Consider the following 26,188-nt stretch of genomic DNA (forward strand, 5'->3'; position numbering starts at 1 on the left):
ACTCAGGATTGTAACGCGACAAGTACCTGTTCGTCGCCTGATGCGGTTAAAGTGATGAAATGAAACCCCAGCGCCTGCGCCGTTTCGGCAATACGGACGTGGGGAACGATAATGTGTTGATGTTGGATTTTTGCCACGGCATTGTCTAGGGGCAATTGCTCACACCAGAAAATGAGCGTTCGCAATGCCTCAGAACTGGTAATCACCCAATCATTATCAGACTGAAGTAACACTTCTAACTGCTTCTTCACAGAAATACTGAATTCGGGAGCAGAACGCCGGTAAGCAGCCAGTTGCGTCACATGAATGCCACGGGAACGAAATGTTTCAGCCAAAAATTCCCGACCTGTTGTTCCTCGCACGATCAACACCTGCTGATCAGCCAGTGCCGCAAAATCGATCTCTGCCGCCAGCGCCTCAGAATCCGTTTTCAGTTTATTCGAGGGACTGATGATCGTCGCATTATCAGAATGAAGACCGTAGCGCGCCAAAGCAAGCCTACTCCCCTCTCCGACAACACCAATCGGAATCTGTGTCGGCCATTGCCTGATATGCGAAAAAAAAGCATCAATCGCATTCGGACTGACAAAAACAACTAACCCGTAACTATTGAGATTAGCCACTTTGTCGCTAATCTCAGTCTGATTCTCTAAGTGATGTATTTCGATCAAGGGAAACAATTGGCACGGACGCGAAAGAGCCTGAAGTTGAGCTGCAAAATCTTGAGCCTGTGCCAGTGGGCGCGTGATAATCACATTCCTGCGCGACATAAGAGAATTACTCGACAATCTGTGCTTTACACAAAGCCAGTATGCCCTCAGCATCCTGGGCAGACAAGGCCTGCGCCAGTTGCAAACCCAGTGTTCCAGGCTCAGACGCATCGCCGAAAACCTCGGCACTCGCTACTCGCTGTCCATCCGGGGTAGCCACCATCCCGCGTAAATGCATTTTTTGATCAGCTACGGTCGCGAACGCCGCCAGTGGTATCTGACAACTGCCACCAAAAACCTTGGACACCGTCCGCTCCGCAATAACAGACTGTGACGTCGCCAGGTGATTTAACGGCGCAAGTAAGGCAAGTAAATCAGGACGCGAATCCGATACTTCTATCGCCATCGCCCCCTGTCCGGCTGCAGGCAAGCTTGCTTCAGGCTCTAAAAATCCGCGTATACGCTGAGGTAATCCGAGACGTTTTAATCCTGCTGCTGCAAGAATAATCGCAGCGTATTCACCTTCGTCCAGCTTACGCAAACGGGTATCAAGATTACCCCGCAAAGGACGAATTACCAGATGCGGGAAACGGGCTGAAATAAAGGCCTGACGCCGCAGACTACTGGTACCAACGACGGCGCCATCAGGCAAGCTGTGAAGCGATTCATAATCATTGGAAACAAAAGCATCCCGCGGATCTTCACGTTCTAAAATCGCGGCCAAAGTGAAACCTTCGGGCAGTTCCATCGGAACATCTTTAAGAGAATGCACAGCCAGATCAGCACGACCTTCAGCCATCGCCACTTCCAACTCTTTAACGAATAAACCTTTCCCGCCGACTTTAGATAAAGCACGGTCTAAAATCTGATCGCCGCGCGTAGTCATTCCAAGAATATCGACCTGGCAATCGGGATATAAGGATAACAAGCGGTCACGAACATGCTCAGCCTGCCACATTGCCAACCGGCTTTCCCTGGAAGCAATAACCAATTTTTTTGGAGAAACTGCAGTCAAAATAATTTTCTTTCTAAGTATTCAGGCAATCAGATGTCATCTGGTAAATCGAGTGTGCCGAATTTTACCATTCAGAAATCATGATTTCGTCGGTTAAACTATTGAAAATTTGCAGACATTTTGATCAATCTAAGCAAACTTGACACATAATCGGCGGTGACGGCATCATAACGTCTTGATTAGACGCACATATTCAAAATGCCGCCACAATTGAGCGGCATTTTTTACGCACGTAAACAACGGAATTTTTATGCAAGCAAGTACAACTGAAAATAAAAACCACACTATTCTGACTGGCGATCGCCCTACTGGCCCTCTTCATCTGGGACATTTTGTTGGCAGTCTGCGCAACCGCGTCAAATATCAACATCAATATCAGCAGTACATCATGCTCGCCGATGCACAGGCATTGACCGACAATATGGACAATCCGGCCAAAGTTCATGACAACGTACTTGAGGTTGCACTGGATTACCTTGCCGTTGGCATTGACCCCACTAAATCCACGATCTTTATTCAGTCGCAAATTCCTGAACTGACAGAATTAACGTTCTACTATCTGAATCTGGTTTCGGTTGCCCGCCTGGAACGCAATCCGACGATCAAACAAGAGATTATTCTGCGTAATTTTGAGCGCGACATTCCTGCTGGCTTTCTGACATACCCGGTCAGTCAGGCTGCTGACATTACTGCATTCAAAGCAAGTCTGGTACCAGTAGGCGAAGACCAGATCCCTATGATTGAACAGACAAACGAAATCGTTCGCCGATTCAATCGTCTGGCAAAGAAAGATATTCTGGTTGAGTGTCAGGCATTGGTGCCAGAGATCGGTCGTTTGCCGGGTATCGACGGAAAAGCCAAAATGAGTAAATCCCTCGGGAACACGATCAACCTCGGCGCCAGCCCCGCAGAGATAAAAGCGGCAGTACGCAATGTCTATACAGATCCATTGCATCTGCGCGTCAGCGATCCTGGCCATCTGGAAGATAACGTCGCCTTTATTTATCTGGATGCGTTCGATGAAGACAAAATTGGATTGCAAACAATGAAAGACCACTACACACGCGGCGGTTTGGGCGACAGCGTAGTCAAGGCACGCCTTGAGGGAATATTGCAGGATTTGCTTGCACCAATTCGTGAGCGTCGCGAGGAATACGCCAAAGATCGCGGCCAGGTTCTGCAAATGCTCAAAGAGGGAACCCAAAAAGCGCGGGAAATTGCAGCGAAAACAACCGATGAAGTGAAAGCGGCGATAGGATTAAAGCATTTCTGAAAAAGATGCTGCACATCATTACCCCCTCACTCCTCACTCAAGAGGGGGAACTATCTGCAGAATGGATCAACGCGTGATTAACCACCTGAAAACTTGTTATTAATCAAACGCACATTCCTCAGATAATCCATCATGAAGGTTCGATCTGTCATCACTGAAAGGAAGAATGATGTATAGCAAAATTCTTATGCCGACCGATGGGTCTGAGCTAGCCAATGCCAGCATTCAAGCGGGTATTGAGTTTGCAAAAAAAGTAAATGCCAAGGTAGTGGGAATTTTTGTAGCTGCGAATTATCAGTATCCTATTTACATAGACATCATTCCACCAAACACCCCGACTGAAGAAGAATACCAGGCGGCGATGCGTGCCTTTGGCGAGTCTTACCTTGAGCCAGCAAGAGTCGCTGCGCATAAGGAGGGCCTTGAGTTTGAAAGTGTTGTCAAGTTTAGCGATGCTCCTGCAAAGGAAATCGTCTATACAGCACAGCAATATGCTTGCGACCTGATCTTTATCGCTTCACACGGACGCAGTGGTGTCGGCCAATTACTGCTGGGTAGCACGACAAGCAAAGTTTTATCGATGTGTGATATTCCAGTTCTGGTGCACAGAGTCAAAAAACACTGAGCTGTTAGCCTCTAACATAGGCAATAAGCAACTAATCGGGTTGTACAGTACAATAGTGCATGCCTTGCGACTCAGCTTGCACAAAATCTAACTGCACCACTGATCAATGATTAGAATTCTTATTGCCGATGACCACACTATCATGCGTGAAGGACTCAAGCGCATACTTGATGGAAATGACGACATACGTGTGGTTGCAGAAGCTGTCGATGGCTTTGACACGTTGGAAAAAGTGAGAAGCACACAGTTTGATGTTCTGTTAATGGATCTGTCCATGCCAGGGCGGAGCGGCGTTGACCTGATACGTCAGATCAAAGATGAATTCCCCAAGCTCCCCATCCTGATTCTCACCATGCATGAAGAAGAGCAATACGCTGTGCGTGCGATCAGAGCAGGCGCAAGAGGGTATCTGACAAAAGAAAGTGCGGGTACACAACTGGTAACTGCACTGCGCAAAGTAGCGTCGGGGCGTCCTTATATCAGTATAGAAGTGGCAGAGCAGTTAGCCATGAATGCGATGCCTGCCGACGATAACCTTCCGCATACCAGCCTTTCCGACAGGGAATTTGAGGTTTTCAGCCATATCGTCAAGGGAAAAACGATTACAGAAATCGGCGATCTGCTACATCTCAGTGTCAAAACAGTCAGCACACATAAGATGCGGATTATGCAAAAAATGAATATGAGCAACATTTCTGACCTAGTTCAGTACGCTGTCGCCCATAATCTTCTCGTTCCTAACGCCTGACTACGCACTTCCATCATCACTATCTTGTAGGAATATTCCTATAAGATCAGCCTCAAATCTGACAATTCAAATCAGCATTACCTGATTTAAATCAAAAAGCGAAGCCGTGATAATAGACATCAAGCAAACAAGCGATGTCTTACATCACGCGCACCATGAATTTATTTATCGTTGAAGATTCGGTTTTAATTCAAAACCGACTCGTTCGTTTCATAGAAGAAATACCAGGAATGCACGTTATCGGTGTTTCTGGCGACATCGATACCGCCTACGACAGTGTTATCAATAGCGACACTGACGCAATGATTCTCGACTTGCAATTAGGTGACAAAAATGGCTTGCAACTTTTGAAAGATGTGAAGCAAAATAAACCAGAGGTCAAGATTGTCATTCTCACGAATCACTCAACTGAGGACAATCGCGTGCATGCTATGCGCGCTGGTGCAGACGGTTTTCTCGACAAATCTACTGACTTCGACCAGATACAGAATTTTCTGTACAACTGGGAAAGTCCAAATGCGTCGAAACAAGTTAATTAATTTTCGTTTATCCAGGAGACTCACATGACAACAGTTGCCCAATCATCCCGCCCAGTCAGCCAACATATTGCAGCAAACAAAGCGATGCTTCCAGTGATGTCAAACGAGGCAGGATGGCGTTGCCACGGTAATTTGTGGTCAGACTTGAGTCAGGTCTGTGATCTGTTAAATATTCCTACGCCTATCAACTCAACGGATGAAGAAGCCTTATTTCAGCATGTTCGCTTTAAAGCTGGTCAGCGCATCCATACGATAGGACAGAATTTTGAAGCACTGTATGTTGTCAACTCGGGATTCCTGAAAACTGTATTGATTGATGAATACGGCAACGAACAAGTACTGAGCTTTCCGATGAAAGGTGATCTGCTCGGAATCGATGGTATCCATAATCAACAACACGCCTCAGAAGCTGTTGCCCTGTCAGATTGCGACATCATTATTCTGCCTTACAAGGCTTTTGCAAATCTTGGTCGCAGCTATGTTGAATTAGAACATGCAATGTTCAGCGTCATGAGCCGCGAACTGGTTCGTGAACAATTAATGATAGGCATGCTCAGCGCACTTAGCGCAGAAGCCAAAGTTGCCCGTTTTCTGACAACACTGGGCGAACGCTTCAGCCAGTTAGGTTATTCTGGTAAGTCGTTTAACCTGCGTATGACTCGCCACGAAATCGGCAGCTACCTTGGCTTAACATTAGAAACCGTTAGCCGGACGCTGTCTGCATTTAACGAAATGGGATTAATCAGTGTCGATCAACGTGAAATATGCTTACTTGATACGACTGCGTTGAAAACTCTGCGTCGTCTGCCACCAGCAAAAACCCGAAATAAAGTCAGCGAAAAAGTATCTGTAATAGTTGGAAAAAAACTACTTCCACAATGGGGAAGTGAAACAGCGATTGCCGTATAAAATATTTAAGCTAGAATCTGGCAACTTATACAAAAATTGGCGTCGCCGATTTTGATTCATTACCGATTTTTCTCTCAGAGTTTTTTAAGCTCTGACGCGAAGATAAAATTAACAGGAGCAATGACATGACATATAAAACCATACTTGTGCACGTTGATGAATCAGAGCGATCCAATTTAAGAGTCAAATTTGCAGCGGAAATTGCTAAAGCTGAAGATGCGCATTTAATCGGGACAGCAGTCACCGGCGTTTCACGTTTTATCTATCAGGACGGAAACATCAGTGCCAGCGATCCGAATTTGACGATCCATCTCAATTTCCTCAGAGAACGCGCTGAAAAAGCCGTCGCCAATTTCAATCGCGAAGTAGAAACGATTGGGGTTTCATCACATGAAAGTATGGTTGCAAATGATGAGGCTGGTGGTGGAATTGGACTTCAAGCCAGATATAGTGACCTGGTGGTCATAGGACAAACCAATCACGATGAGCCCTCGCCTTCTGTATTACCAGATTTTCCTGAATATATTGTGATGAACTCCGGGCGCCCGGTACTCATCATTCCATATGCAGGAGATTTTAATACGATCGCAAAACGTCCCTTAATCTCTTGGGATGCAAGCCGTGAATCGACCCGTGCAGTTACTGATGCACTGCCCTTATTAAAAAAGGCAGATGTAGTTCAGGTTGCCATTTTTAATCCAAAATCCACGCCTGATGCTCACGGCGAGCAACCCGGCGCGGATATCGCTCTATACTTGGCAAGACACGGCGTTAAAGTCGAGGTTTCAGTGCACAAAACTTCCACTGACATCGGTAACGCATTGCTCTCATTAGCACATGACCTCGATAGCGATATGATAGTGATGGGTGGTTACGGACATTCCCGCTTCAGGGAAATGATCATGGGTGGCGTAACTAAGACCATTCTTGAAAGTATGACTGTCCCTGTATTTATGTCTCATTGATCATTTCTGGCTTCAGGTTCACCACCTTAGCAATAATGGCACCCTTGAATGGGTGCCATTTTTTTTACCAAAACATCAGTACCAGCTGATTTCAGCCCTTAAAATACACAGATATCATCTCACTGTCATTTAGTCACATGTCATCAAACCCAATCTCGTTAACATCAAGACTATCCGAAGCGCGTTGGATCGCAGGGCTCCTGTTTGTACTTTCCTGTTTTTTATGGATAGACCAGGAGCGCCTCTCCGTCTTCGTTGTACCAGCGCCTCTCCCAGTACATACTTTTCTGGAGACAGTGACCATCGTTATTTTTGCATCGGTGTTTATCGTTTGCTGGAATGCATTTGGTGAAGTACGTAAAAAAAGTAGTGTGATACTGGCAGTCGCATTTCTCTGCACAGCAATATTGGGATTTTTTCATACCCTCACATTTCAAGGTATGCCTGGATTCGAAGCCGCAGGAGACATGCATAAATCAATGAGTTTCTGGCTTATTTCGAGATCAATAATCGCAACAACTTTGCTAGGGCTTGCGTTTGATCCGGAAGATTCAGAAATAAGTCAGATGCAATCATATGGGGTTTTGAGCGCCGGCTTACTGGCTACATTAGGCTGGGGCATTCTGGTTTTTGCATTTCCCAATTTAATTCCCCTGACGTTCATTCAGGGAGCGGGTCAGACATCTTTCAAAGTCGCCTGCGAAACCTCATTAATTGCAGCACATGTCTTAGCTGCGGTTTTATTTTACAGACACGCGCTACGCTTCCAGATCGATAAGTCTGCGGAGCATTTACATATCGACAGAGTGCCATTGTTTCTGGCCACCGTATTGATGGCAATGTCTGAAGTCTACTTCTCCATCTATGCAGAAACCAGTGACGTCAATGTCGTCATCGGACATACGTTTCTACTATTTTCCGCGATCGCGATTTACCGCAGCATGGTCGCGCTCAACATCCATACACCTTATGCAAGTCTCGCTGCTTCTACTAATAATCTGGCAAAGTCTGCTGAAGAATTAAAACTGGAACGCCAACGTCTGAGTCGCATGATCGATACTGCAATTGATGGCATCATCACTGTTGACGATAAGCAGGAAATCATTTTGGTCAATCCCGCCGCTGCGTTAATTTTCGGCTATGACGTCAATGAATTAGTCGGAACATCCCTTAACCGTTTAATTCCTGCACGCCATCGCGAGACACATAAAAGTCATGTGCAGCAATTTGGTGAGGCCGGTATCACCCGTCGCAAGATGGGTACCCATTTTGAAGATTTTTATGTCACTGGATGTCGCGCATCTGGTGAAGAGTTTCCGATTGAGGCTTCGATCGCTCACCAGCTGGAAAATGGAAAACGCTACTACACGGTCATCTTCAGGGACATCACTGACCGTAAAGTGGCAAAAGAGAAAATGGCAAAGTATCACGAGCAACTTAGCCAGCTCTCGGCCACCCTGCAATCAATCCGCGAAGAAGAGCGTAAGCATATTGCGCGTGAACTTCATGACGATCTGGGCCAACTACTTGCAGCACTGAGAATGGATTTATCTTTACTTCAACGAGACCCTTCTTTTTTAGAAAGAAACAAACCCACCATCAACAGCATGGATCAATTGATATTGACTGCGATTACTACGCTCCGGCGTATCGCCACGGATCTGCGTCCACGGGCACTGGATGAGGGTGGACTGTTCTTTGCGCTACAGACATTACAGAGAGATTTCTCTCACCGACACCGCATTAATTGCGAATTGATTGCTGACGAAGATCAACTGATATTAGACGATGCGCGAAGCACGGCCATTTTCCGCATTATTCAGGAGTCATTGACCAATGTCGCCCGTCACGCTGAAGCCAGCGATGTGCAGATAGAATTTCAACGCTCTCACACAGAACTTAAATTGAATATAAACGACAATGGAAAAGGAATTGTTGAAGAAGACATGGGTAAAACCAGCTCATTCGGCTTGGTAGGTATGCGGGAAAGAATTAAAGCAATGGACGGAGAATTTCAGGTTCTGAGCACACCTGGAGAAGGTACTACTCTGGAAATAAGATTACCGCTGGCAGATTAAATATTGTAAAACACGTCGTGATGCAAAAAATACGGGATACACTTTGCATATGGCAATATTTTCAAAGGAAAGCTGATGCTATCTTCTATTTTGAGCAATGGGCTGTCAGGTATGCGCGCAAATCAGACAGCCTTAGATGTTTCCAGTCACAATGTGGCGAATGCGGAAACACAAGGCTTTATACCTCAGCAAGCTGAGTTTCAAGAGGCAAGCAATGGTGGTGTGACTGTCAGCGTCAGCCAGCAGGGCTTCAAGATGGCAGCACAAGAGGCAAGTGGCACTGATCTTACGAAAGAGATAGTGCAGTCCATTCAGTACCAAGCTGGATTTGACATTAACGCAAAAATGGTAAAAACCGCTGATGAATTATTAGGAACGCTGATCAATACCAAGGCGTAGTCGCCACGCTGACACCTATAGAACGCTATCGATCAGGCAAGACGCAAAGAAAACCGGGCATCTGCTGCATATCTGAATACCAGAGTCCGATCAATCCTATTCCTATGAGTACGAACGCGCCGGCGTATTTCAATGTCGCAGGCACTCTCACCTTACTGACAGCATTAAATATGCCCTGACTTAGCAACAGATGTGGCATCGCACTCAAGCCGAATAACAACATCAGTATTGCACCCGAAAATGCATCTCCGGACAGCAAAGCAAAAGGTGCCATCCCCCAAAGCAGGCCACAAGGCAGACATCCCCAAGCCATACCGATAAAGAATGGATAATCAATACTTTGTTTTAGCGGCGGTGCAAAAAAAAACAATGCTTGCTGCAGGCGCGAAAAATAAGGACTCAGGGAATTTATGTGAAAACGAAACCCGATGACTTTGAGACCCAAAATAACCAGCGCAAGATTACCCATGACAAACAAAACCTGATGAACCGGAAAGTATGGCTTTAAAATCATACCTGCACTTCCCAAACCACCAAACACTGCGCCAATCATCATGTATGTGGAAAGTCTGCCGGCCTGTAGCAAAGCCTGAAAACGAATACCACTATTTATCGAGACTTGCGACTGGTTTTCAGTATCATCACTCCGACTGATAGGAATCACTTTTCGTCCGGTGCTCCCGGCACGACTAAGCATCGAAGATATGCCCCCGCACATCCCGACACAATGCACCCCTCCCGCGATACCGGCGGTGACAGCAGCAAGTATCAGGGGCAGAGTCAGCATAGCAATAATACAAATAGGAATGAAAGCGAGATAATAAATAAATCTCGCTTAAGAGATGAAACTGAAACGCATTGCGCAGCAGAGTATTCAAGCGCTACACACCTTTGAATACAGATGTATAGCAGACGGGTCTGAAACGTAGTTAATGAGCTTTCTGTACCAGTAAAGCAGTCAAACCGCTGGAGAGAATGCCTAACAGCCAGAACATGAAGAAACCGATTGTGTACACGCCCGTAAGATGCAACTGCAAACGCTGATCAAATATAATCAACTCCATAGGATCAACGAGACTAAAAAACAATCCTGTTGCAGCACATGCCATTAGAAATGCGGGCCACAACACTATCATCAACATTGGCCGTAAATAAGCTTTGCTGTGAGCTGAATTCTGATGTTCCAATCTCGTCCCCTTTAGTGATTATTCAACTGATCAGTCAACAAATCATAGGGATGCGCAATTATTTTGCCATACCTAATTGCGCGACCTTTTGCTCTGGTTCAAACCAATCCCCGGTCAGTCGCCAATCAGTCGTTTCTAATTTAATATGAAACAATTTAACAGAGCTTGAGAAAATACTCGAGACTAACTTTAAGTCCCCCTCATAAATCCCAGGGCTAACTTGTACCATTGGCAACCGATGAACAACTTCGCTGACAGATGTCGCACCTTCAGCGGCATTAGCAAGACTGAGCTTCACAGTGTCAGGCAACAAACCGTCACCTTTCAACTGCATACGAAGTTTTCCAGAGGGCGCGTCGAGACTCAGCGTTGCACCTAAATGCAATTCCCTTGATTTCGCATCACGCTGAATATCTTTATTGATCATTAGGCCTTGCTTGTAATAATCTTCAGCAACAACCTTATCCGCCCCACGGAATGCAATAGCCCCCGTAAAAATACTCGCGCAAACAACGATTGCAGGTCCACCCGCAACCAACAAAAGCCAAGGTTCTTTAAACCATTTATCTCTTTTTTTTGAAATCAGGATTGCATCCATAACCACTCCTTACCGGGGAACAATAAACACAGCTTTTTCAGTGACGGAAACATCAGGTGCATCGAGATCTTTAACGACAAAACGAATTCGATTAGAACCTGTCTGAAGCACATTCGCCGGAACTCGTACACGCACCGGAAAAGCTTTTGCTGCGGCAGATTTAACGTCGATATCCACATTATTCAAAATTGTTGCGCCCTGAACACCCTGAATTTCTACCGAATACCTGCGAGCAGATTCCTGCGTATTCATGACTTGCAGGCGGTAAACATTTTCTATCTCGCCATTTTCGGTAATTTTCGGCATACCGCGATCCCGAATTACATCCACTTTTAATGGTACGTGATAGACCAGAGAAACTGCTGCGACTAAGATAATCAATCCCAAAATACCGCTGTAAACCAAGGTACGTAAGCGGAATACCCGCTTCCACATTGCCTTGTTATCTAATTTACCTGTCAGTGCATGTTCAGTTGTATAGCGGATCAATCCACGTTCATAACCCATTTTATCCATGACCTGATCACAACCATCAATACACAAACCACAAGCAATACACTCGTATTGCAAGCCGTTACGAATATCAATTCCAGTCGGGCAAACCTGAACACAGATACCACAATCAACGCAGGAGCCCAGACCCGCAGCTTTAAAATCAACCTTCTTGTTGCGCGAACCACGTGGTTCACCGCGCTCGGTATCGTAAGTCACAATCAATGTGTCTTTATCGAACATTGCGCTTTGGAAGCGTGCGTAAGGGCACATATATTTGCAGACCTGCTCGCGCATCCAGCCTGCGTTGCCATAGGTGGCAAAACCATAGAAAAGGAACCAGAATGTTTCCCATGGACCCAAGGTGAAGGAGCCAACAGAGATAGCTAATTCACGTATAGGCGTGAAATAGCCAACAAAGGTAAAACCCGTCCACAAGCTTAAAATCAGCCATAAAAAGTGTTTAACGAATTTTAAAGAGAATTTGCGAGCAGTTAATGAACCTGTATCGAGTTTGATACGCGCATTACGGTCACCTTCTACCTTGCGCTCTATCCATAAAAAGATTTCGGTGTATACCGTTTGCGGGCAGGCGTAGCCACAGAATAAACGTCCCGCAACTGCAGTAAATAAAAACAAGGACAACGCTGAAATTACCAGCAACACCGCGAGATAAATAAAATCCTGCGGCCAGAAAACAATTCCAAATATATAAAACTTACGTGCAACCAGATCAAACAATACCGCTTGTCTGTCATTCCAGTTGAGCCAGGCAGTGCCGTAAAACAGTAACTGCGTAAAAGCCACCATTACCCAGCGCCAGGATGCAAACCAGCCCTTTTGTGTACGAGGATAAACTTTCTTACGTTCCTCAAATAGAGCCAGTTCTACTTCATCCATCGGCACCGGAGTAATGGGGATATGCTTCATTTTAAAACTTCGTCTTTCTTATTTAAACAAATGCTCTTACGCTTATTTTACGGCGTTATCCGCAGCTGGTACAACAGCGGTAGCAATTTGCTTGATGCTCTTAGCTTCAGAATCAGATACTTTCCCTGCCTCTGTATTGTTTGACAAACCCCAGACATACGCTGCTAACAGATGAATTTTTCCTTCTGTCAGTATAGTCTTATGTGCAGGCATCTGGTTAGTGCGGCCTTTATTGATCGTTTCCATTATGGTATCGATACTGCCACCATACAACCAGGTTTTATCTGTCAGATTCGGAGCACCCAAAGCCTGATTTCCCTTACCATCAGCACCATGACATGCGGCGCAAGCAGCGAACTTTGGCTTACCTATCGCTGCTTTGATAGGATCGTGTGCAGAATTAGACAAACTCAATACATAGTTAGCCACGTTACGAACATCATCATCGCTACCAATTGCAGCACCCATTGGTGGCATCATACCGTTACGACCATGAGTGATGGTAGTCTTGATGACTTCAGGATCACCACCATACAGCCAGTCGCTATCTGTAAGGTTTGGATAACCTTTACCGCCTTGGGCATCAGATCCATGGCATTGAGCACAAGTATTCAGGAAAAGGCGCTGACCGATTTCACGTGCTTGCGGGTCTTTCGCTACATCCTTGATATCCATTGCCAGGTACTTATTGAAAATCGGGCCGTATTGCGCCTCACCATCTTTCATTTCTTTTTCATAAGCACCGACCTGGCTCCAGCCGAACGACCCTTGATTTCCACCAAAACCTGGGTAGACAATCAAATAACCCACACTGAAGACGATCGTCAGATAGAACAACCATTTCCACCACTGTGGAAGCGGGTTATTTTGCTCCATCAAAGTACCATCCCATACGTGACCAGTGGTTTCTGCTGGCAAAGGCTTACCATCAGCACCAACCTTCACCTTCACTTTCGACTGCGACCACAACAGCACAACGCAAAAGACCATGCCGAGAGCCACGATGGTGGCGATACCTATGCCCCACCATTCATTAAAAAAATCTGCCATGACTATTTTCCATTCTCATTATCAATTGGCAAGCGAGCCAGTTTTTCGAAGCGCTCCTTGTTACCGGAACTAAACGCCCAGTAGACGATGCCCAGAAATACAAACAGGCTAATCAACGTCACCACACTGCTCAGGATCGTGAAATTCATAATTTACCCTTTCAAAAAGTGATAACCCAAGGAGCCACTCTTTAGTTTTTATTTTTAATCGCTGTTCCAAGAACCTGCAGATAGGCAATCAAAGCATCTTGCTCGGATTTATTTGCCAGTTCTGCCGGACCTGCTTTGATTTGCTCGTCAGTGTATGGAACACCTAAAGTTTTCATTGCATTCAGTTTTGGAACGATGCTATTTGGATCCAGCGGAGTTTTTGCCAACCATGGATAAGCAGGCATATTCGACTCAACAACAACTGAGCGTGGATCATTTAAGTGATCACGATGCCAGTTATCACTGTAACGACCGCCGACACGTGCCAGATCAGGACCAGTACGTTTACTACCCCATTGGAAAGGATGGTCATAGACAGACTCACCCGCTACAGAATAGTGACCATAGCGCTCAGTTTCAGCACGGAAAGGGCGAATCATCTGTGAATGGCAGCCGTAGCAACCTTCACGCAGATAAATATCACGCCCCGCCAATTGCAATGGCGTATAAGGCTGCATTCCCTGAACAGGTTGCGTTGTCGATTTCTGAAAAAACAGCGGAACAATTTCAACCAGACCACCGAAGCTGATCGTCAGAATGGTCAGCACCAGCAGCAAGCCTACGTTACGCTCAATCAGATCATGAGTAAAATTACGCATCAAATTTCTCCTGTTGATTTAAGCATGAGCGGAATTAGCAGACAACGCAGGTATCGCGTTATTCACTGGTTTCGCGGCCATCAATGTTTTCGCAACGTTGTATGCCATGATAATCATGCCACTCAGATACATTGCACCACCTGTTAAACGGATGACGTAGTAAGGGAATGTCGCTTTAACAGACTCAACGAAAGAATAAGTCAAAGTACCGTCTTCATTCACAGCACGCCACATCAGACCTTGCATCACACCTGCGATCCACATAGAAGCGATGTACAAAACAACGCCGATAGTCGCAACCCAGAAATGAATCTCGATCAGACGCTTGCTGTACATTTGTGTCTGTCCAAACAAACGTGGAATCAGGTAATACAAACTACCGATGGAAATAAAGCCAACCCAACCCAAAGCACCGGAGTGAACGTGACCAACAGTCCAGTCAGTGTAGTGTGACAAGGCATTCACGGTTTTGATCGCCATCATAGGACCTTCAAATGTCGACATACCGTAGAAGGACAGAGACACAATCAGGAAGCGCAGGATAGGATCTGAACGCAATTTACTCCAGGCACCAGACAAAGTCATAATACCGTTGACCATACCACCCCATGATGGAGCCAGCAGAATCAGGGAGAACACCATACCGATGGACTGCGCCCAGTCAGGCAATGCTGTGTAGTGCAAATGATGCGGACCCGCCCACATGTAGGTAAAAATCAATGCCCAGAAGTGAACGATCGACAAACGATAGGAGTACACAGGACGCTCGATTTGCTTAGGAACGAAGTAATACATCATTCCCAGAAAACCGGCAGTCAGGAAGAAACCAACCGCATTATGACCGTACCACCACTGAACCATCGCATCCTGCACACCAGCATAAGCTGAGTAGGACTTAGTCAGCGAAACTGGCAATGCAGCACTATTTACGATATGCAACACTGCAACGGCGAGAATAAACGCGCCGTAAAACCAGTTTGCAACATAAATATGTTCTACCTTACGTTTAGCCAGCGTACCGAAAAATACAATCGCGTAAGCAACCCAAACGACCGCAATCAGCAAATCAATTGGCCATTCCAGTTCAGCGTATTCTTTACCCTGAGTAAAACCCAGAGGCAGAGAAACGGCTGCAGCAACGATCACCAGTTGCCAACCCCAGAAAGTAAACTCAGCCAAACCATCAGAAAACAAACGTACGTTGGAAGTACGCTGAACTACATAATAAGATGTCGCCATCAGCGCACATCCACCAAACGCAAAAATTACTGCATTAGTATGCAAGGGTCGCAAGCGCCCATAGCTAAGCCAAGGTATCCCTGTTAAAAATTCTGGAAAGGCCAGTTGAGTAGCAATCACCACGCCCACAAGCATGCCGACTATTCCCCAAACTACAGCCATGACAGAAAATTGGCGTACAACCCGATAGTTGTATGAGTTTTCTTTAGTTATCGTCATGATCTCACTCTGTTGTAAAAATACACTGAAAGAATAACAACCGCACTGCACAACTACATTGATACATATCAAATATTACCGGAATCTGCGCCTGCTTCATGCTATTCGCAACAGCCTCAAGAATAACGCCGATTAACGGTTTGCGCAAAAAAAAACGGCACCGTTCCGGCACCGTTTTATGGTCATCTTTTTTGATTACTGAACTGCTTGAACCGGAGCTACCAAAGCCGATTTATTGACGCTGACTTTCGCCTTTTTCTTCAACAATTCTATGTAAGTCAAAAGATCCTGCTGCGACTGCATACTGGCAATTTGCTGTGCGTCTGACGCACGTTTTGCCGTATCTGGAACACCAGCACTTACCTTGGAAATACGGAAGATACTATAACCACCGCCGCCGAGCGCCACACCAACATAAGCTGGCAATTTTTGCGTATCCGCCTTCATTACCTGCACAAATGCTGCAGCCGGAATATCTTGCGGCTTCGCACGGGAAATCACTTTCACATCCGAGAATCCGGCAACAGAATCCGCCGTTTTCAACGCAGCCAGTTTAGCCTTACCTTCTTTTTCAGCCAGAGCCTCAGCTTCAGACTGCGTAAGCTTCGCAACGATCGTCGGTTTTACTTCTTCCAACGGACGCTTGCTAGCCGCTTTGTATTCCAGAATGCGACCTGCAATCAGCGTATTTGGCGCGACCTCAACCGCTTCTGTGTTGTGTTTTTTCTTCACAGCACCATCAGCAAAAATAGCCGTCAGAAATTTAGCATTATTCGTCAACACAGAAGCCGGCAAAGCCTTATTCGGTTCGCGCATCAAACCATCAGCGACTTCTATTTTAAGTTTCAGCTTATCCGCAACCGGTTTCAGACTGTCCGCCTGCTCATAAACTGTATTACCGAAAGTTTCCGCTGCCTCAGCATACGCCTTTGCTGCCTTTTGCTTTTTAATATCCGCAGTAATCTGCGCCCTCACCTCATCCAAAGGCTTAACCATGGCAGGCTTTATTTCAGTCAATTGAATGATATGAAAACCAAAATCTGATTGCACAACATCGCTGACTTCACCTTGCTTAAGCTTGTAAGCAGCATCCTCAAAAGGCTTCACCATCGCGCCTTTACCGAAGAAGTCAAGATCACCACCACGCTCTGCTGAGCCGGGATCCTGAGAATTCTCTTTCGCCAGCTTTGCGAATGAAGCAGGATTTTTACGTACTTCCGCCAACAATGTTTCAGCTTTCGCTTTTGCCTTCGCTTTTTCGGCATCACTGGCGTCTTTTTTCGCTGCGATCAGAATATGACTGGCACGGCGCTGCTCATCAATACTGTAGGCTTTCGCATTGTTTTTATAAAACTCCTGCACTTCTGCATCAGAAACAGTAACCTGCGCCTGCAATACATCATTATTCAAGACAACATATTCGGCCTTGATTGACTCAGGAATTTCGAATTGTGCCGCATTTTTATCGTAATAAGCTTTCACCATTTCATCAGTGACTCTTACCTGCGAGGTAAAATCAGCCGTTTTAAAGTTCAACATCTGAACTTCACGCTCCTGCTCACTGATCAACGCAATACGATCCACGACCGTTTTTGGAATAAAACTCGTGTTCTGCACAGCACCAGCCAATTGCTCTACCGTCAGATCCTGGCGCATACGCTGATCGAAAATCGCCTGCGTCATCCCTTGCGACGCAAGATAATTCAGATAGCGCTCTTTGTCGAAACTACCGTCTGCCTTCAGCAGACCAGGCAAAGCCAGAATCTGTTGCTGCAAAGTCTGATCAGTCACCGTCAGTTTGCTATTTTTAATTTCAGCAGCAACAGCTTTACGCGCAATCAACTCATCCAGAACATTTTTCTTCATTTCCGGCGTGTTCATCGCTTTAGAATCAAACTGCGGACCGTAGCTCTGGCGGAACTTATCCAACTGTTCGCGCAACGCGGCATCCAGTTCCTGCTGAGTGACCGCCTGACCTGCAACAGTTGCAACGGTCGCACCGGCAGTCGCTTGAGATCGGGTATAACTCTCGATACCAAAAAAGGCGAACGAAGGAAAAATAATCAGCAACAATAAAAATTGCATTAAGCGCTGATGGGTACGAATAAATTCAAACATGTTCAACCTATCGTATGACGAAGAATAACAATCACAAAATTGCAAATATAAAAAAAGGCGAACTTTCGTTCGCCTTTTCAGTTTTCTGGCGGAGCGGACGGGGCTCGAACCCGCGACCCCCGGCGTGACAGGCCGGTATTCTAACCAACTGAACTACCACTCCTTTTTTACTACTATTTATAAATTAACTGGTGGGCGCTGAGAGGCTCGAACTCCCGACCTAAGCCTTGTAAGGGCTCCGCTCTACCAACTGAGCTAAGCGCCCGCACCTGCAATTTACACTCGCGTCACCATTGTCACGGCGCCGCGAAAGATCATTAGTTTACAGCATCTTTCAATGCTTTGCCAGGTTTAAATTTAGGAACCTTAGCCGCTTTGATTTTAATTGCTTCTCCGGTGCGTGGATTACGGCCAGTTCTTGCTGCACGTTTACCGACGGAGAAAGTACCAAAACCAACCAGTGTGACTGTACCGTTTTTCTTCAGCGTTGTTTTTACCGCACCGATCAAAGCGTCCAGAGCGCGGGAAGAAGCCGCTTTTGAAATATCCGCTGTTTTCGCAATATGATCGATCAACTCAGTTTTATTCACTTAAAGCCCCCTCACAAAAATTTGAATTTCGCGACGATGTATTCGATTGTTTCTCAGTCTCGCATCTATCACGGCAAGCAGGAAATCTGCATCCGGTATTAAAACAAGCCGGAAAGCCTTGTGTCAAGCGGTTTTACAAGCTTTCATTGCAATCTTAAAGATTAAGTTTGACTTTACTCAGTATAATTTCACCTTGATATCGTTGCTGGCTTTCTGTTAACGGTAAATCGACTCAACCGCGCATTACTGAAATAAGCGAAAGCCACATGCTGGTGGCGACGACAAAATTACACAAAAACTATCAGACATAAATATGAAACCGATTCAAATTTTAGGCACACCACTCTCCGCTTCCGCAACCAAAGTTATGCTGCTGGGCTCAGGTGAACTGGGAAAAGAAGTCATCATTTCACTGCAGCGACTGGGAGTCGAAGTGATTGCTGTGGATCGCTATGAAAATGCGCCGGGTCATCAGGTCGCACATCGCGCTTACGTTATCGATATGACAGATGGCGCAGCATTGGCAGCCCTGATTGAAGTCGAGCAGCCGGATCTGGTTGTTCCTGAAATCGAAGCCATCGCTACTCCAACGTTGGTCGAACTCGAAAACGCTGGCAAGGTGCAAGTGATTCCAACGGCGCGTGCAGCATGGCTGACGATGAATCGCGAAGGCATACGCCGCCTTGCCGCAGAAACATTAGGTCTGGCGACATCGCCGTATCGTTTTGCCGACAGTCTGGAAGAGTTGCGCGTTGCATGCACCGAAATTGGTTTTCCCTGCATCGTTAAACCAGTTATGTCATCGTCCGGCAAAGGACAATCCAAACTCGACAGCGCCGCCGACGTAGAAACCGCATGGAACTACGCTGCGGCGGGCGGGCGCGTGAATGCCGGTCGCGTCATCGTTGAGGGTTTCATCGATTTCGACTACGAGATTACACAACTGACCGTGCGTGTGATCGGCAAGAATGGCGAAATTCAGACGCATTTCTGCGAGCCTATCGGTCACGTTCAAGTGCAAGGCGACTATGTCGAATCCTGGCAACCACAGGCCATGCACCCGCAGGCGCTGCAACGTGCACGTGATATCGCCAAGAAAATTACCGATAATCTCGGCGGTCTAGGTTTGTTTGGGGTGGAGTTATTCGTCAAAAACGAGATGGTCTGGTTCTCCGAAGTCAGCCCGCGTCCACACGACACAGGCATGGTCACCATGTCGAGTCAGGTCCAGAATGAATTCGAGTTGCATGCCAAAGCCATACTGGCCTTGCCGGTAGATGTTTCATTGCGCACACCCGCAGCATCTGCAGTGATTTACGGTCAGCACGAAGCAAAAGGCATCGCATTTGAAGGCGTGGCAGATGCTTTGCAAGTACCGGGAATAGATATCCGCCTGTTCGGCAAACCCGAATCTTTCGCGCGCCGACGCATGGGAGTAGCTTTAGCGACAGCGGGCGATACCGACACAGCGCGCCGTCTGGCCAAAGAAGCCGCCGCTAAAGTGAAACCTGTCGTCTTAAAATAACTAATTTAATAGATCATTTCAATAAACGCTGACCTATCAGCACATCTGCCGCGACTGAAAAATCGCGGCCATTCAACAACAAGATGGCGCAACAAGACAGCGCGTTTTTATAAAGCACCTTATGAAGAATTTCGATGTAGTCATCGTTGGCAGCGGTCTGGCGGGCTTATCCGTCGCCTTGCATCTGGCACAAACACGCAAGGTCGCCATCATCTCCAAACGCGAGTTACTGGACGGTGCCAGCAATTGGGCTCAGGGTGGCATTGCAGCAGTTCTGGATTCGCATGACAGCCATGATCAGCATATTTCAGACACACTGATCGCGGGTGGCGGCCTGTGCGATGAAGGAGCCACCCGTTATATTGTTGAGCATGGGCGTGAAGCGATCGATTGGCTGATAGAACAAGGCGTGCCTTTCACAAGGGACGAGGAAGCGGAGCTCGGCTTTCATCTGACGCGCGAAGGCGGTCATAGTCAGCGTCGCATTATCCACGCGGCCGATGCGACCGGACATGCGGTGCAGGTCACGCTGGAACAAAAGGTGCGCAATCACCCCAACATCGCACTGTTTGAACATCATTACGCGATTGACGTCATCACCTCCGCCAAGCTTGGCGACACCTCGCCAACACCACGCTGCCTCGGCTTGTATGTGCAAGACGTTAAAACCGGCAAAGTCGATACCTTCGCGGCCCAGCATACCGTGATGGCAACCGGTGGCGCAGGCAAGGTTTATCTGTACACCACGAATCCGGATACAGCGACAGGCGATGGGATAGCGATGGCATGGCGCGCAGGCTGCCGCGTCGGCAATATGGAATTCATACAGTTTCACCCGACCTGCCTGTATCACCCGTTTGCCAAATCTTTCCTGATCACGGAAGCAGTGCGTGGCGAAGGTGGGATTTTAAAATTGCCCGCCGAAGCAGGTGCCTCGGCTGGCAAGCGTTTCATGGCCGATCATGATGAGCGTCTGGAACTGGCTCCACGTGATGTCGTGGCGCGCGCGATCGACTTTGAAATGAAAAAACGCGGCCTCGATTATGTAGAGCTAGACATCAGCCATCAATCACCAGAATTTCTGCAAGAGCATTTCCCGACGATTTATGCGCGCTGTCTGGAACTCGGCATCGACATTACCAAGCAAGGCATTCCGGTCGTGCCGGCGGTACATTTCACCTGTGGTGGCATTGTCACCGACACCGATGGCAGAACCGATCTGCACGGTTTGTATGCGGTCGGCGAAACAGCTTACACTGGCTTGCATGGAGCAAATCGCCTTGCCAGCAATTCCCTGCTTGAATGTCTGGTCGTTGGTCGCGCTGCGGCAAAACACATAGAAAGTCAGGAAAGAATCACACCGATCGCCTTACCAGACTGGGATGAAAGCCGCGTTTCTGACGCCGATGAAGAAGTCGTGATCGCCCACAACTGGGATGAATTACGCCGCTTTATGTGGAATTACGTCGGCATCGTACGCACTACCAAACGGCTGGAGCGCGCGAAGCACAGGATACGTTTATTGAAAGAGGAAATCGACGAGTATTACGCCAACTTCCGCATTTCCAATCACTTACTGGAATTGCGCAACCTGGTTGAAGTCGCGTCGCTCATCGTCAACAGTGCCTTGTCACGCCGCGAAAGTCGTGGCCTGCATTTCAGTCGCGATTATCCCGACACTTTGCCAAAAGCGTTGCCAACAGTGCTGACGCCTAAGCGCAAAAAATAAGCTGCATGTGAATTAACTTTGCCTGGACATCAGGCAAATCACAAAAAACTATGCCGCCACAGCCCAATATCCATGCGGGCTCTGGCGGCATTGCTTTATACGGAAAAGGAACGAAAAACCTGTCCGCGCTCAGATAATCCGTAAGGAATAATCCGTCGCCTTGATATCTTTGGTCAGACTGCCGATGGAAATACGGTCAACACCGGTTTCGGCAATCGCACGAACGGTAACATGATCGATGCCGCCGGATGCTTCCAGTAAAGCACGTCCAGCATTGATCGCCACCGCTTCGCGCATCATTGCGGTATCGAAGTTATCCAGCAAAATCGATGTCGCACCGGCTTGCAATGCAGTCTGCAATTGCTCCAGCGTTTCCACTTCTATCTGTATGCTGACGCCGGCATTCAGGCTCAGCGCCTGCTGCATGGCGGCGGCAACACCACCGGCAGCCGCAATATGATTTTCCTTAATCAGGATGCCGTCATACAAAGCCAGACGCTGGTTTTTTCCACCGCCGACCCGCACTGCGTATTTTTGCGCCAGACGCAATCCTGGCAAGGTTTTGCGCGTATCGAGGATCGCCGCTTTCGTGCCGGCAATAATGGCGACATACTTGCTGGTCGCCGTTGCCACTGCGGACAACAACTGCAGGAAATTCAGTGCAGAACGTTCCGCCGTCAGCAAAGCGCGGGCTGGAGCCTTGATTTTGCAAACCACCGTGTTAGCTTTCATCGCGTCGCCTTCAGCGTATTGCCAATCCACTTCGATAGAGGCATCCAGCGTCATCATCACGGCATCGAACCACGGCGCGCCGCACAGAATGGCATCTTCGCGCACGATGACCTGCGCCTGTACGATTTCATCGGCAGGCACCAGCAAACCAGTCAGGTCAGCGGCACCGACATCTTCCGCCAGCGCATCGCGGATATTGCGTTCAAACGCCTTTTGCAGATCGGCATCAAAAGGCAAGTGAGAATTTTTTAAATTACTAGGCATGAGTACACAATCCTGAGCAGAGTTCAGTTAAGCCGGACCAATACCGGAAAATAAGCTGGCTTCTTTTGCCAGATCAGATGACGGGCGCACATTGGCTTTTTTCGCTGCCGCGAAATCCAGCATGCGATCAATACAGACCCGCGCTTTTTGCCCGACCACAGGATCAACATGAATTTCGTGATCGCCGTTTTCCAGCACGTGCAGCAGATTACGCAAGCCATTCATCGCCATCCACGGGCAATGCGCGCAGCTCTTGCAAGTGGCACTATTGCCGGCAGTCGGCGCAACGATAAAGCGTTTGCCCGGCGCAGCCATTTGCATTTTGTGCAGAATGCCGTTGTCGGTGGCGACGATGAATTCCTGCGCATCCATGGTTTGCGCTGCATGAATCAGTTGCGAGGTGGAACCGACCACATCGGCCTGCACCACTACAGACGCCGGCGATTCCGGATGCACCAGAACTTTGGCGTTCGGATATTCAGCCTTCATCACATCCAGTTCCACGCCTTTGAATTCATCATGCACCAGACAGGAACCCTGCCACAGCAGCATGTCGGCGCCGGTTTCTTTCTGGATGTAGCTGCCCAGATGTTTATCCGGTGCCCACAGAATTTTTTTGCCTTGTGCATGCAGGTGGCGCACGATGTCCAGACCGATGCTGGAAGTCACCATCCAGTCGGCACGCGCTTTGACGGCGGCGCTGGTATTGGCGTAGACGACCACAGTACGATCAGGATGGGCGTCGCAAAATGCCGCAAACTCATCGACAGGACACCCGAGATCGAGCGAGCAGGTCGCATCCAGATCCGGCATCAGTATCGTTTTTTCAGGGCTAAGAATTTTGGCGGTTTCGCCCATGAATTTCACACCCGCGACGATCAGTGTTTTGGCTGCGTGATCACGCCCGAAACGCGCCATTTCCAATGAATCCGACACACAACCACCGGTTTCCTCGGCCAGATCCTGCAAGTCTGCATCGACATAGTAATGCGCGACCAGCACCGCCTGCTTTTCTTTCAGCAAAGCGCGGATACGGTTTTTCAGGGCGATTTTTTCTTCCGGTGTCGGCATATCCGGCACTTTGGCCCAGGCATTGGCGACACAACTGCTGCCTTCTTCCATTAAAGGACGTTCAAATTCAACGACTTTGGTAGCTTCCATCATTCTCTGCCTATCGCCGGAAGCACGCTGGAAGGCGTTCCGGCATCAAAATATACTCCCCGGGGTATATAAAAAGGCCCATTGTTTATGCTGACAATAGGCCGATTTTGGCATATACCCCCTGTTTTTCAGGGAAATTGAGGATAAAAAACGTCGGTTGCGCTGTGGGCGAAACCGACGTTGGGATCACAGCAAAGGCGACAGTATACGCTGTTACCAGATGTTCACGCGCTTCGCGCCCTGACGCAATGGCGAACGATCGCCCTTGCATTGGAATGCCTCCGCAAATTCCGGCATGTTTGCCAGTGGTGCAATGACACGGTATTTGTCCGGTGCATGCGGGTCTGTGGCTAGTTTCATGCGCAACATTTCATCACGAATCAGGCTGCGGAAACTTTGTGCATTCGCTACAAAAAAACGCTGATCCGGCGTCAGACCATCAATTTCTGCGGCCTGTGGTTTGGTCTTCAGCGATTGACGTAAGGCTTGTAACGCGATTTTCAAACCGCCCAGATCGGCGATATTTTCACCGGCCGTCAGCTTGCCGTTAATGTGCAACTGATCGATAGGATTAAATTCATCGAACTGACGCTCAATCGCCTTGGCGCGCAACAGGAATTTTTTCTCATCCTGCGGCGTCCACCAGCTTTTCAGATTGCCCTGTGCGTCGAACTGCCGCCCTTCATCATCAAAACCATGCGTGAGTTCATGCCCTATCGTCGCGCCGGTATTGCCGTAATTCGCTGCCGGATCGGCATTCACATGGTACAGCGGCGGTTGCAATATCCCAGCCGGAAAGACCATTTCATTCATGGTCGGGTTGTAATAGGCGTTCACCGTTTGCGGCGTCATACCCCATTCGTTACGGTCAATAGGCTTACCCAATTTTGCCAGCACACGCTTGAATTCGAATTCAGAAGCGCGTGCGATATTGTCCACATACGAGCCTTTGTCAATCTGCATGCCAGAGTAATCGCGCCAGACATCGGGGTAGCCGATTTTCACCATCACCGTATCGAGTTTTTTATACGATTGCTGCTTGGTCACATCCGACATCCACTCCAGCTTACTGATACTGTCGCGCATCGCTGCTTTGATATTTACCACCATTTCCTGTACTCCGGCTTTTGCTTCCGGCCCGAAGAACTGCGCCACATACAGCTCACCCATGGCCTCGCCAGCATGGGCATCGATGCTTGCCAGCACCCGCTTCCAGCGCGGTTGCAGCTCTTTCGTCCCGGCCAGAGTTTTACCGTAAAAATCAAAATGCGCATTGACCAGCACAGAGTTGAGTGCCGATGCCCGCGTATTCAGCAATTCCCAGCGCAGATAGGTTTTCCATTGTTCGAGAGGTACACGATCAAGCAGGCGATCCGCTTCTGCGAAAAATTTTGGATGGGCGATATTGATCTGCCCCGGCTGCGTTAAACCCACACCTGAAAAATAGCTGGTCCATGGCGTGGCTTTCGCCACCTTCTGCAGCCCAGCGAGGTCGGACAAATGATAGCTGGCCTGCGGATCACGTAACTCAACCTTGGTCAGAGATACCTTGGCGAGACGGGTTTCCAGCGCCAGCACATCCGCTGCATTTTTGGCTGCAACATCAGGTTTATCGCCGAGAAAACCAAACATCTGCGTCATGTAAGACAGGTATTTAGCGCGAATCTCTTTGGTTTTTGCATCGTTTTTCAGATAGTAATCACGATCCGGCAAACCCAGACCACCTTGCATCAGTTGTGGAATATAACGGCTCGCATTTTTCGCATCCTGATCGATCGTAAAGCCAAATAAGGGGTTGATGCCTTGTTTATGCAATACAGCAATCATGGAAATCAACTGCTGTTTATCACCGATAGCCTTAATTGGCGCCAGCGTCGCATCCAGTGGATGAACACCCTCTTTTTCGATCTGCGCTTCATTCATACCGCTGGCGTAAAACGCACCAACCAGTTGCGCTGCGCGGTTTTGATCGTGACCCGCTGCAGCTGTTTCCGCGATCTTTTTCAAGGCAATCATATTGCGCTCAGTCACCTCGTCGAACGCGCTGTAACGCGAGCGGTCTGCCGGAATGGGATTATTTTTCAACCATTCACCATTTGCGTATTCATAAAATTGTGTGCACGGATCTGCTTTCAAATCCATCGTTGCTGATTCAAGTACCAATTGGTTAGACGTGGCCGTTTGTGCCTGCAACGGCGCAGAGATACAAGCAAGGCTCACCAGCGTAGCGAGGGCGCTGCGTTTGAAGAATTGAGGTGTGGACATAATTTTTCGTTTTATTGAAA

Annotated in this window: 24 protein-coding genes and 2 tRNA genes; 10 read left to right on the plus strand and 16 right to left on the minus strand. The window is 47.8% G+C overall.

From position 1 onward, the window contains the following. Window positions 1-2: 2 nt before the first annotated feature. Both KDM87_RS13550 and hemC read right to left on the minus strand, forming a co-directional pair. Window positions 3-755: a uroporphyrinogen-III synthase gene (locus tag KDM87_RS13550; protein WP_329604941.1), complete on the minus strand. Its 753-nt coding sequence runs from the start codon at window positions 753-755 to the stop codon at window positions 3-5. A 22-nt stretch (window positions 756-777) separates the two neighbouring features. Then, window positions 778-1,725: a hydroxymethylbilane synthase gene (gene hemC / locus KDM87_RS13555; RefSeq protein WP_212679586.1), complete on the minus strand. Its 948-nt coding sequence runs from the start codon at window positions 1,723-1,725 to the stop codon at window positions 778-780. Between the two features lie 250 nt (window positions 1,726-1,975). On the opposite strand from hemC, the gene trpS reads away from it, so the two are divergent. The 8 genes from trpS (at window position 1,976) to KDM87_RS13595 (ending at window position 9,261) form a co-directional block, all read left to right on the plus strand. After that, the gene (gene trpS, locus KDM87_RS13560) at window positions 1,976-2,998 is read left to right on the plus strand and encodes a tryptophan--tRNA ligase (protein ID WP_212679587.1); all 1,023 of its coding nucleotides are present in this window, start codon (window positions 1,976-1,978) and stop codon (window positions 2,996-2,998) included. Window positions 2,999-3,164: 166 nt separating this feature from the next. Then, entirely contained in the window at window positions 3,165-3,623 is a 459-nt protein-coding gene (locus KDM87_RS13565) for a universal stress protein (protein ID WP_329604942.1), read from the plus strand. 106 nt (window positions 3,624-3,729) lie between these two features. Continuing rightward, complete coding sequence (locus KDM87_RS13570; RefSeq protein ID WP_212679588.1) at window positions 3,730-4,371, plus strand: response regulator; 642 nt, start codon at window positions 3,730-3,732, stop codon at window positions 4,369-4,371. A 134-nt stretch (window positions 4,372-4,505) separates the two neighbouring features. After that, the gene (locus KDM87_RS13575) at window positions 4,506-4,910 is read left to right on the plus strand and encodes a response regulator (RefSeq protein WP_212679589.1); all 405 of its coding nucleotides are present in this window, start codon (window positions 4,506-4,508) and stop codon (window positions 4,908-4,910) included. 96 nt (window positions 4,911-5,006) lie between these two features. Further along, the gene (locus KDM87_RS13580; RefSeq protein ID WP_408058746.1) at window positions 5,007-5,819 is read left to right on the plus strand and encodes a helix-turn-helix domain-containing protein; all 813 of its coding nucleotides are present in this window, start codon (window positions 5,007-5,009) and stop codon (window positions 5,817-5,819) included. 125 nt (window positions 5,820-5,944) lie between these two features. After that, complete coding sequence (locus tag KDM87_RS13585) at window positions 5,945-6,784, plus strand: universal stress protein (RefSeq protein ID WP_212679590.1); 840 nt, start codon at window positions 5,945-5,947, stop codon at window positions 6,782-6,784. Between the two features lie 137 nt (window positions 6,785-6,921). Next, on the plus strand, window positions 6,922-8,862 hold the full coding sequence (locus tag KDM87_RS13590; RefSeq protein ID WP_212679591.1) for an MASE3 domain-containing protein: 1,941 nt from the start codon (window positions 6,922-6,924) through the stop codon (window positions 8,860-8,862). Window positions 8,863-8,937: 75 nt separating this feature from the next. Then, the gene (locus tag KDM87_RS13595) at window positions 8,938-9,261 is read left to right on the plus strand and encodes a flagellar basal body rod C-terminal domain-containing protein (protein ID WP_230407792.1); all 324 of its coding nucleotides are present in this window, start codon (window positions 8,938-8,940) and stop codon (window positions 9,259-9,261) included. Between the two features lie 25 nt (window positions 9,262-9,286). Here the strand turns inward: KDM87_RS13595 and KDM87_RS13600 are convergent, their stop codons facing one another. From KDM87_RS13600 to KDM87_RS13650, 11 genes are all read right to left on the minus strand, one after another. Next, window positions 9,287-10,048 carry a sulfite exporter TauE/SafE family protein gene (locus tag KDM87_RS13600; protein ID WP_212679592.1) on the minus strand — a complete coding sequence of 254 codons (762 nt, stop codon included), beginning with the start codon at window positions 10,046-10,048 and terminating at the stop codon, window positions 9,287-9,289. Window positions 10,049-10,506: 458 nt separating this feature from the next. Then, a complete protein-coding gene (locus KDM87_RS13605) occupies window positions 10,507-11,046 on the minus strand; it encodes a FixH family protein (protein WP_212679593.1) in 540 nt (179 codons plus the stop codon). A 9-nt stretch (window positions 11,047-11,055) separates the two neighbouring features. Beyond that, window positions 11,056-12,468 (minus strand): cytochrome c oxidase accessory protein CcoG, encoded by a 1,413-nt coding sequence (ccoG, locus tag KDM87_RS13610; protein ID WP_212679594.1) that lies wholly within the window; start codon window positions 12,466-12,468, stop codon window positions 11,056-11,058. Window positions 12,469-12,510: 42 nt separating this feature from the next. Next, window positions 12,511-13,518, minus strand: a complete 1,008-nt coding sequence (ccoP, locus tag KDM87_RS13615; RefSeq protein ID WP_212679595.1) for a cytochrome-c oxidase, cbb3-type subunit III — start codon at window positions 13,516-13,518, stop codon at window positions 12,511-12,513. A 2-nt stretch (window positions 13,519-13,520) separates the two neighbouring features. After that, window positions 13,521-13,667, minus strand: a complete 147-nt coding sequence (locus tag KDM87_RS13620; protein WP_186885838.1) for a cbb3-type cytochrome oxidase subunit 3 — start codon at window positions 13,665-13,667, stop codon at window positions 13,521-13,523. Window positions 13,668-13,708: 41 nt separating this feature from the next. Continuing rightward, window positions 13,709-14,326: a cytochrome-c oxidase, cbb3-type subunit II gene (gene ccoO / locus KDM87_RS13625; protein ID WP_186898113.1), complete on the minus strand. Its 618-nt coding sequence runs from the start codon at window positions 14,324-14,326 to the stop codon at window positions 13,709-13,711. Between the two features lie 18 nt (window positions 14,327-14,344). Then, on the minus strand, window positions 14,345-15,784 hold the full coding sequence (ccoN, locus tag KDM87_RS13630) for a cytochrome-c oxidase, cbb3-type subunit I (protein WP_186885836.1): 1,440 nt from the start codon (window positions 15,782-15,784) through the stop codon (window positions 14,345-14,347). Window positions 15,785-15,979: 195 nt separating this feature from the next. Further along, window positions 15,980-17,902, minus strand: a complete 1,923-nt coding sequence (locus tag KDM87_RS13635) for a SurA N-terminal domain-containing protein (protein WP_212679596.1) — start codon at window positions 17,900-17,902, stop codon at window positions 15,980-15,982. An 86-nt stretch (window positions 17,903-17,988) separates the two neighbouring features. After that, window positions 17,989-18,065: transfer RNA gene (locus tag KDM87_RS13640), tRNA-Asp, on the minus strand. A 26-nt stretch (window positions 18,066-18,091) separates the two neighbouring features. Continuing rightward, window positions 18,092-18,167: transfer RNA gene (locus tag KDM87_RS13645), tRNA-Val, on the minus strand. Between the two features lie 52 nt (window positions 18,168-18,219). Further along, window positions 18,220-18,492, minus strand: coding sequence for an HU family DNA-binding protein (locus KDM87_RS13650; protein ID WP_186885834.1), 273 nt, complete (start codon window positions 18,490-18,492; stop codon window positions 18,220-18,222). A gap of 313 nt (window positions 18,493-18,805) precedes the next feature. Between KDM87_RS13650 and purT the strand changes: the two genes are divergently transcribed. Then, on the plus strand, window positions 18,806-20,017 hold the full coding sequence (gene purT / locus KDM87_RS13655; protein WP_212679597.1) for a formate-dependent phosphoribosylglycinamide formyltransferase: 1,212 nt from the start codon (window positions 18,806-18,808) through the stop codon (window positions 20,015-20,017). A gap of 121 nt (window positions 20,018-20,138) precedes the next feature. Further along, complete coding sequence (gene nadB / locus KDM87_RS13660; protein ID WP_212679598.1) at window positions 20,139-21,746, plus strand: L-aspartate oxidase; 1,608 nt, start codon at window positions 20,139-20,141, stop codon at window positions 21,744-21,746. Window positions 21,747-21,875: 129 nt separating this feature from the next. Here the strand turns inward: nadB and nadC are convergent, their stop codons facing one another. The 3 genes from nadC to KDM87_RS13675 all read right to left on the minus strand — a co-directional run bounded on the left by nadC (window position 21,876) and on the right by KDM87_RS13675 (window position 26,168). After that, window positions 21,876-22,742 carry a carboxylating nicotinate-nucleotide diphosphorylase gene (nadC, locus tag KDM87_RS13665; protein ID WP_212679599.1) on the minus strand — a complete coding sequence of 289 codons (867 nt, stop codon included), beginning with the start codon at window positions 22,740-22,742 and terminating at the stop codon, window positions 21,876-21,878. Between the two features lie 27 nt (window positions 22,743-22,769). Next, on the minus strand, window positions 22,770-23,906 hold the full coding sequence (nadA, locus tag KDM87_RS13670; protein WP_408058737.1) for a quinolinate synthase NadA: 1,137 nt from the start codon (window positions 23,904-23,906) through the stop codon (window positions 22,770-22,772). Between the two features lie 210 nt (window positions 23,907-24,116). Continuing rightward, the gene (locus KDM87_RS13675) at window positions 24,117-26,168 is read right to left on the minus strand and encodes a M13 family metallopeptidase (RefSeq protein WP_212679600.1); all 2,052 of its coding nucleotides are present in this window, start codon (window positions 26,166-26,168) and stop codon (window positions 24,117-24,119) included. Window positions 26,169-26,188 lie beyond the last annotated feature (20 nt).

The sequence above is a fragment of the Cognatundibacterium rivi genome, from assembly GCF_018139565.1.
In the GTDB taxonomy this organism is placed as follows: domain Bacteria; phylum Pseudomonadota; class Gammaproteobacteria; order Burkholderiales; family Burkholderiaceae_D; genus Undibacterium; species Undibacterium rivi.